The sequence below is a fragment of the Frankia sp. CgJB1 genome (assembly GCF_977947065.1).
On record NZ_CDWTNB010000277.1, the window covers coordinates 1 to 3,020 of the forward strand.

Sequence of the window (3,020 nt, forward strand, 5' to 3'; positions counted from 1 at the left end):
GACGACCATCAAGATCCAACTAGTGGAAGCGGCATTGAGACTCGCCCCCGGCCATTCCGCCCGCCGTGGCCGCGGCCCCCCGTCGGGTCCCGATCCCGTCGATCCAGCTTCCTGCCACATGCCCCGCCCCTCGCCCGCGTCATGAGATCCGTCGACGGCGCCGAACACTTAGAATTCGTAATGAAGTAATTAATGCAAGCCAATATGCGTCTTCGCAGGTCACGGGCTCGCGAGGACCCCGAAGTGAACAAGTTATTTCATTCCGAATCCTTATCCACCATACGATCCATATTTTCGACCGACACGGGCGTGGCCTACGGAAGCACGCACGGTGGCATATGGAAGCACGACGGGGGATGCGGCGGAGCTGGTACGAGGCGGGGGCGGGCATCGTGCGGGGCGCCAGGCGGATGACGGGACGCTCTTCACCTCAGGTCCGCACGGGAACCCGGAAATGCCATCGGGTTCAGACGCGATGCGGCATCAGTGCGTTCGCCGGAATGACCCCAAGCCGGCCGGCCTGATAGTCCTCGACGGCCTGGCGCAGTTCGGCCCAGGTGTTCATGACGAACGGGCCGTACACCTCGACGTGTTCCCGGATCGGCCGACCGCCCAGCAGCAGGACCTCGAGGTTCGGCGAGGACGCGTCCTGCCGGTCGTCCGCGGCGACACCGAGCAGATCCCCCGTTCCGAGGACCGCGAGCTGACCGGCCCGGATCACCGTGGCGTCCGGGCCCACCGTCCCACGGCCACCGAGGACGTAGGCGAGCGCGTTGAACTCGGGGTTCCACGGCACGTGCACCGCCGCGCCGGGGGTCAGCGTCGCGTGGACGACGGAGATCGGGGTATGCGTGGCACCCGGGCCCCGGTGGCCCCCGACGTCACCGGCGATGACCCGCAGCAGGGCACCGCCGTCCGGCGAGGACACCAGGGAGACCTGGCCACCCTCGAGGTTCTGGTACCGCGGCGGGGAGAACTTGTCCTTCGCCGGGAGGTTCACCCAGAGCTGGACACCGTGGAACAGGCCGCCGCTGACGACAAGCTTCTCCGGCGGCGTCTGGATGTGGAGGATGCCCGCGCCGGCGGTCATCCACTGGGTGGCGCCGTCGGCGATCAGTCCACCGCCGCCGTGCGAGTCCTGGTGCTGGAAGGTTCCGTCGATCATGTAGGTGACGGTCTCGAATCCGCGGTGGGGATGCCACGGGGTTCCTTTGGGCTCGCCCGGCCCGTAGTCGACGGCGCCCATCTCGTCCATGTGGATAAACGGATCCAGCTCGGCGAGCCGTACTCCGGCGAAGGCCCGACGCACCGGGAAGCCCTCGCCCTCCAGCCCGGTGGGCGCGGCGGTCACCCTCCGCACCGGACGGTCGACCTTGCCGAGCGCGGGCTCAGCCAGCCGAGGCAGGCGGACGGTATCGGCGGTGACGGCAGGCATGTCGTCCTCCTGGCGGGCTCACGATCGCCGGTCGACCTGCTCGAGCAGCTCCACCTGCTCGAGCAGCTCATCCCGGCGCCTCTACCTGTAGATGCAACTACCAACCCGCGCAACCACGGGCCACCCTCGATCCTTCCGGCGAATTCTTTGATCATCAGGGCGCGAACGAGAAGCGTTCGCCCTCAGCGATCAATCCCGGGAACAACGGTAAGCTAAAAGGACTTCAGTGTAAGTGACTCAATTTCTTCACGTGAAGATGGACCACATGCCACAGATCCGGGTGCTGCCCGTCCTGCCGCTCGACGACGCCGTCGTGCTACCGGGCATGATCGTGTCTCTCGACATGTCCGATGGTGAGATCCGAGCCGCCGTCGAAGCCGCCCGTGCCGGCGGATCCCGCGGCGCTCCCGACGCGCGGGCGCCGGGGATCTCCGGTCAGCCGGCGGGCCGGCCCGCCGAGGTGCTGCTGGTTCCCAGGACCGACGGCACGCTCGCCGACGTGGCCGCCGTCGGGGTGATCGAACAGGTCGGCCGGTTGCCGCGAGGGGGCTCGGCCGCGATCGTCCGCGGAACCGCCCGGGCCCGTGTCGGCGGCGTGCGCTCGGGTCCCGGCGACGTCACCTGGGTCGACGCCGTGTGGGGCGACACCGTGGTGAACGAGGGGGCCGTCGTGAACTAGGGGGCTGGGCCGCCGTCCGGCACTCTCGACGCTCCGGCGGACGCCGCCCCCGCGCGGACCGGCGAGGATCCGGCGAAGGTCGAGAACCTGGCGAAGGAGTACCGCGCCCTGGTCACCGACCTGCTGCGCCAGCGCGGCGCCTGGCAGGTCGTCGACTCCGTCGCGGCGATCACCGATCCGTCCGCGCTCGCCGACACCGCCGGCTACGCCTCCTACCTGACCACCGCGCAGAAGATCGAGCTGCTGGGCACCGCGGACGTCGCCACGAGGCTTGAACGGCTGCTGGCGTGGACCAAGAACCATCTGGCCGAACTGGACGTCGCGGAGACCATCCGCCGCGACGTCCAGGAGGGCATGGACCGCCAGCAGCGTGAGTTCCTGCTGCGCCGCCAGCTCGACGCCATTCGCAAGGAGCTGGCCGAGCTGGGCGGCTCCGGTCCGGGTTCCGGCGCGGGCGGCGACGGCGGCTCCGAACCGGCCGCCTACCGGGCCCGCGTCAAGGCCGCCGACCTGCCGGAGAAGGCCCGCGCCGCGGCGTTGAAGGAGGTCGACAAGCTGGAGCGGACGTCGGATTCCTCCCCGGAGGGCGGCTGGATCCGCACCTGGTTGGACACCATCCTCGACCTGCCGTGGAATGTCCGGGCGGAGGACTCCTACGACATCGCCGCGGCCCGCGCGGTACTCGACCCGGGCTCGACGACGTCAAGGACCGCATCATCGAGCATCTGGCGGTGCGCAAGCGCCGGGCCGATGCTGGTCTCGGCGTCGTCGGTGGCCGGCGCGGCGGTGCCGTGCTGGCACTCGCCGGCCCGCCCGGGGTCGGCAAGACATCACTCGGCGAATCGATCGCCCGGGCCATGGGCCGGTCGTTCGTCCGGGTCGCCCTCGGCGGCGTGCGGGACGAGG

1 protein-coding gene and 1 pseudogene are annotated in these 3,020 nt (G+C 69.8%); one reads left to right on the forward strand and one right to left on the reverse strand.

Going from position 1 to position 3,020, the window contains the following annotated elements; all coding sequences use genetic code 11:
- Nucleotides 1–466: 466 nt before the first annotated feature.
- The gene (locus AC08OT_RS19795; protein WP_476603184.1) at nt 467–1,435 is read right to left on the reverse strand and encodes a pirin family protein; all 969 of its coding nucleotides are present in this window, start codon (nt 1,433–1,435) and stop codon (nt 467–469) included.
- A 265-nt stretch (nt 1,436–1,700) separates the two neighbouring features.
- On the opposite strand from AC08OT_RS19795, the pseudogene AC08OT_RS19800 reads away from it, so the two are divergent.
- A pseudogene (locus AC08OT_RS19800) lies at nt 1,701–3,020 on the forward strand (LON peptidase substrate-binding domain-containing protein); the annotation flags it as partial.